Origin of the sequence: Kitasatospora sp. NPDC059803 (assembly GCF_042732255.1) — a bacterium.
Taxonomy (GTDB): Bacteria; Actinomycetota; Actinomycetes; order Streptomycetales; family Streptomycetaceae; genus Kitasatospora.
This window is the reverse complement of record NZ_JBHWIJ010000140.1, coordinates 15,620-20,669: the sequence shown is the minus strand read 5'-3', so window position 1 is coordinate 20,669 and position 5,050 is coordinate 15,620. Positions and strand designations below refer to the sequence as shown.

The window sequence follows — 5,050 nt, the reverse complement described above, 5'->3', positions numbered from 1 at the left end:
GGAGGGCCGGGAACACCGCCCGCACCCTGGGGGTCGCGGGCGGCTCGGCGAGCCTCGTCCCGCAGGAGCGGCTCGCCGAGCTCGCCCGGCTGATCCCGGACTGCCGGATGGTCACCATCGAGGCCGGGCACCTCGTGCACAGTGCCCGGCCCGCCGAGTTCGTCGCCGCGGTGGCGCCGTTCCTGTCCGCCTGACGCGGACGTCCTGACGCGGACGTTCTGGCGCGGACGTCCTGACGCGGACGCCTCGGGGCGGAACGCGCCGGTCAGACGCCGAACTCGGCCGGCAGGCGGCCGGCGCGCACCGCCGCGACCAGGTCGGCGTGGTCGGCCTCGGTCCGGTCCGCGTACGCGACGGCGAAGGCCGCGACCGCCTCGTCCAGCGCCTCGCTCCTGCCGCAGTAGCCGGCCAGCAGGCCGGGGTCGGCGGTGTGCGCGTGCGCCCGGGCCAGCAGGGCGCCGGTGATCCGGGCGTAGTCGTCCAGTTGGCCCGGCAGCAGCGCGGCCGGGTCGACGCTGCCCTTGCGGTTGCGGAACTGCCGGACCTGGTAGGGGAGTCCGTCCACCGTCGTCCAGCCCAGCAGGGTGTCGCTGACCACCTGCATGTGCTTCTGCCCGAGCACCACCCGGCGGCCCTCGTGGCCGTCCTGACCGGCCACCGGGTGGCCCGCGCGCTCCAGGTACGGCAGCAGCACGGACGGGCGGGCCTCCTTCACCTGGAGCACCAGCGGCTGGTCCCGGTGGTCGGTGAGCAGCACCACGTACGAGCGGGTGCCGACGCTGCCGGTGCCCACCACCCGGAACGCCACGTCCTGCACCCGGTAGCGGGACAGCAGGGTGCGCACCTCGGCGGGCACCGTCGCCACGTACGGGCCGAGCGACTGCGCGACGGCCCGCGCGGTCGCGTCGGTCACCTCGGTGAGCACCGGCGGAGCGGCCGTGAACCGCCGACCGCCGTCCGCCGTACGGGTGGTGCTGCGGGCGGCGAATCTGGCGCTGGTGTTGCCCAGCGCCTTCGCGCCGACCTTGCGCAGCACCTCGGCCAGGTCGTGCGCCTCGGTGAAGGAGACCAACTGCTCGTCCGCGACGGCGTTCCAGGCGTCCAGCGCGGGCAGCTTGGCGAGCGTGCGCATCGTGCGGCGGTAGGAGCCGGCCGCGTGCCGGGCGGCCTCCCGGGCGGTGGTCTCGTCGGCCCCGGTCTCGCGGCCGGCCAGCACCAGGCTCGCGGCCAGCCGCTTGAGGTCCCACTCCCACGGGCCGGGCACGGTCTCGTCGAAGTCGTTGATGTCCATCACCAGTTGCCCGCGGGCGTCCCCGTACAGCCCGAAGTTGGCGGCGTGCGCGTCCCCGCACAGCTGGGCGCCGACCCCGGTGGCCGGGGTGCCCGCCAGGTCGGCGGCCATCAGTCCGGCCGAACCGCGCAGGAACGCGAACGGCGTGGCGGCCATCCGCCCCACCCGGATCGGCACCAACGCGGCGATCCGGCCCGCGTTGGACGCCTCGATCGCCTCGACGGCCGTCGGCCGCCCGGGCACCGGCGAGAACTCCGCGTGCCGCTCCCGGGGGATGCGCCCGCGCAGCGCCTTCCCCCGCTCCCGCGAACGCCCGCCCTGCCCCGACGCGAACCCGGCCACCGCGAACGCCCGCCGCCCCTGCGGCGCAGCTCCGTCCACGTCGGCCGCGGCCCCGTCTGCCACCTCGGTCACCTCGGTCACCTCGGTCACCTGCGTCACCGTTCCCCACCCGTCCCTTCCGGCTCCCACCCGCCCGCGACCTGCGCGAACGGTTCTGCAGGGGGAGTGACGTCCGACGCCTGACGACGGTTCCTGAGCCCGGCGGACGCGAGGCGGCAGCCGCCCGTATCCTCGGGGCACGGCCCGCCGTCGAAGGCCGGGCGCGGAGTCGGTCGGGACCGGGGGGACAGCGGTGAGCGACGGGGGGAGAGCCCGGCGGGGCAGGCCCACGGTGAACGACGTGGCGGCGCTGGCGGGCGTTTCGATGGCGACGGTGTCGCGCGTGCTGGCGGGTGACTACCCGGTGGCCGGGGCCACCCGGGAGCGGGTGCTGCGCGCGGTGCGCGACCTCGACTACGTCGTGAACGCGCAGGCGCGGGCGCTGGCCGGCCGGCGGTCCCGGACGGTGGCGATCCTGCTGGGCAACCTCGCGGCGCCCTTCCACAACCGGGTCGCGCACGGCGTGGAGCGGCAGGCGGTGGACGAGGGCTGCCTCTGCCTGGTGGCGGCGACCGACGACGACCCCGACCGCGAACTGACGCTGGTCGAGGAGATGCGGGCGCGCGACGTGGAGGCCGTCGTGCTGGTGGGCGGGGTGGAGGACAGCCCGGGGTACCGCTCCCGGATCGCCCGGCTGGCGGGCATCCTGGACGCGGCCGGCTCCCGGCTGGTGCTCTGCGGCCGGCCCGCCCCGGGGGAGGAACTGCCGCTGACGGCCGTGCACTACGACAACGCGGGCGGCGCGCGGGCGGCCGTCGACCACCTGCTGGCGCTGGGCCACCGGCGGATCCTCTTCCTCGGCGGACCGGCCGCGACCACCACCACCCGGGAGCGCCTCGCCGGGTACCAGGCCGCGCTGGCGGCCCAAGGCCTACGCCACCCGGCCGAATTGACGGTGGAGGGGTGCCACACCCGGGACGGCGCGCGGGCCTGGCTGCGCCGCCGCCTGGCCCAGGGCCCGCCGGACTTCTCGGCGGTCTTCGCGCACGACGACGACGTGGCGGCCGTCGTGCTGACGGTCCTGCGGGAGCACGGGATCTCCGTGCCCGAACAGGTCTCGGTGATCGGCTTCAACGACCTGCCCGGGGCCGAGGACCTCAGGCCCGGCCTGACCACCGTGCGCATCCCGCACCTCGACCTCGGCCGCACGGCGCTGCGCCTCGCGCTGCACCGCCCCGGCCCCGAGCCGCAGCGGGCCGTCCTCGCCACCGAGCTGGTGCCCCGCGGGTCGACGGGGCCGGTCGGGTAGCCGGCCCTCCGGTAGCAGGCTCTCCGGTCGCGGGCCCTCCGGCCACGAGCCCGTGCCGGAAGCGTTGTCCTCGCGATAGAAAGCGCTTACTCTCCCGTCAGACAAGGGAGTTCGCGAGGAAGGACGGCCCGATGGACAGCTCGTGGACGAAGACCGGTGACCCGGCGTCGATACCGCTCCTGAGCAGGCGCGGACTGCTCAGGACCAGCGCCGCCGCCACCGCCGCGGCGGCCGCGTGGTGGCTCGGAGGGCCCACCGAGGCCCGGGCCGCCGACAACTACGACGCGATGCGCGCGGCCTGGTCCGAGCAGCTGACCGGCACCGGGTACGACCCGGCCGCGCCGCCGTTCGCCCGCGCGCTCACCGCGCTGGGCGACCAGGCACGGCGCCACCAGGCCGCGTTGAGCCCGCAGGCCGGGTCGCTCTGGCCCGATCTGCCGGTCGGCTCGGCCTCCGCCGCCGTCACGTCGACGGTCGGGCGGCTGCGGCTCATGGCCCTGGCCCTCACCCGGCCGGCCACCGGCTCGACGGGCGACCCAGGCCTCGGCGCCGCCGTCGCGACCGGCCTGGACTGGGTGCTCCAGCGCGCCTACACCGCCACCACCACGTCGTACGGGAACTGGTGGGACTGGCAGATCGGCGCCCCCCAGGCCCTGCTGGACGTGTGCGTGCTGCTCGGCGACCTCCTGACGGCCGAACGGGCGGCCGCGTGCGGTGCGGCCGTGGACCACTTCGTCCCGTCCTCGGTGGTCGACAAGTACACCGGCACCAGCACCGGGGCCAACCGGGTGGACCTGTGCCGGGTGCTCGCGCTGCGCGGTGTCATCGGCCGCTCGGCGGCCCCGGTCGCCGCCGCGCAGCGGGGGCTGTCACCGGTGTTCCGCTACGTGACCACCGGCGACGGGATCTACGCCGACGGCAGCTTCGTCCAGCACACCTGGGTGCCGTACACCGGCAGCTACGGCGAGGTGCTGCTCGGCAGCCTGAGCCGGCTGCTGCGCCTGCTCGCCGGCACGCCCTGGGCCGTCACCGACCCCGCGCTGCGGAACGTGTTCACCGCCGTGGACCGGGGGTTCCTGCCGTTCCTGTTCAACGGCCTGGTGATGGACGGGGTTTCGGGCCGCGCCGTCAGCCGCGGCGTGCAGGCCGGCGACGCGCGGCGGGCCCGCCTGGACGACCACGTGCGCGGCCACGCCCTGCTCGGGGACGTCCTGCGGCTGGCCGACTCCGGGTCGGTGCCAGCCGCCCAGGCGGCGGCCTGGCGCGCCGCCGTGAAGGGCTCCCTCCAGCGCGACCAGGTGCTCCCCTACCTGTCCAACGTCCTCGCCGACATCCCCGAACTCGCCCGCGCACAGGCCCTCCTGGCGGACTCCGGCACCCGGGCGGCGGACGAGGGCACGGGCAGCCGGGTGTTCACCATGGACCGGGCCGTCCACCGCCGGCCCGGCTGGAGCGCGCAGCTCAGCCTGTCCTCGTCCCGGACCGCCTTCTACGAGTGCGGGAACGGCGAGAACCTGCGGGCCTGGCACAGCGGCAGCGGAATGCTCTACTGGTACGGCGGCGAGCAGGGCGACGAACAGTACAGCGACTCCTTCTGGCCCACCGCCGACCCCTACCGGCTGCCCGGCACCACCGTGTCGACGCGCCCGCTGGCCGACGGCGCCGGGGGCGACTGGGGCCAGGCCCGCCCGGCGCCCGCCGGGGCGGGCGGGGCGAGCGACGGCGACCGGTCGGTGGTCGGCCAGGACGTCCGGGGCCTCGGATCCACCCTGGTCGGGCGCAAGTCCTGGTTCTGCCTGGACGATTCGATCGTCTGCCTCGGCGCGGGCATCGGCTGCACCGACGGCGTCGCCGTCCGCACGACCGTCGACCACCGCAACCTCGGGGCCCGCGAGGACCGGGAGTTCGTGCTGGATGGCGTCCGCCAGCCCGCCGACCCCGGCTGGAGTCGGGGGGCCGACGGCGTGCCCTGGGCGGCGCGGGCGGGGTCGGGGGGGGGCGCGTGGGCGACCACCGGTTGCGCGCGGGGGCGGGGCGGGGGGGGGGGGGCGTGGGGGGGGAGCGCGCGC

At 76.5% G+C, this 5,050-nt stretch carries 4 protein-coding genes; 3 read left to right on the top strand and 1 reads right to left on the bottom strand.

Going from position 1 to position 5,050, the window contains the following annotated elements:
* The coding region (locus ACFV6I_RS22070; protein ID WP_380427164.1) for an alpha/beta fold hydrolase at positions 1-194 on the top strand (194 nt) is incomplete at its 5' end.
* A 71-nt stretch (positions 195-265) separates the two neighbouring features.
* Here ACFV6I_RS22070 and ACFV6I_RS22065 read toward each other — a convergent pair.
* Complete coding sequence (locus ACFV6I_RS22065) at positions 266-1,714, bottom strand: DUF2252 domain-containing protein (RefSeq protein WP_380427168.1); 1,449 nt, start codon at positions 1,712-1,714, stop codon at positions 266-268.
* Positions 1,715-1,973: 259 nt separating this feature from the next.
* Here ACFV6I_RS22065 and ACFV6I_RS22060 point away from each other — a divergent pair, with 259 nt between their 5' ends.
* Entirely contained in the window at positions 1,974-2,981 is a 1,008-nt protein-coding gene (locus tag ACFV6I_RS22060; protein ID WP_380427162.1) for a LacI family DNA-binding transcriptional regulator, read from the top strand.
* A gap of 131 nt (positions 2,982-3,112) precedes the next feature.
* On the top strand, positions 3,113-5,050 hold a 1,938-nt coding region (locus ACFV6I_RS22055; RefSeq protein WP_380427160.1), incomplete at its 3' end, for a polysaccharide lyase 8 family protein.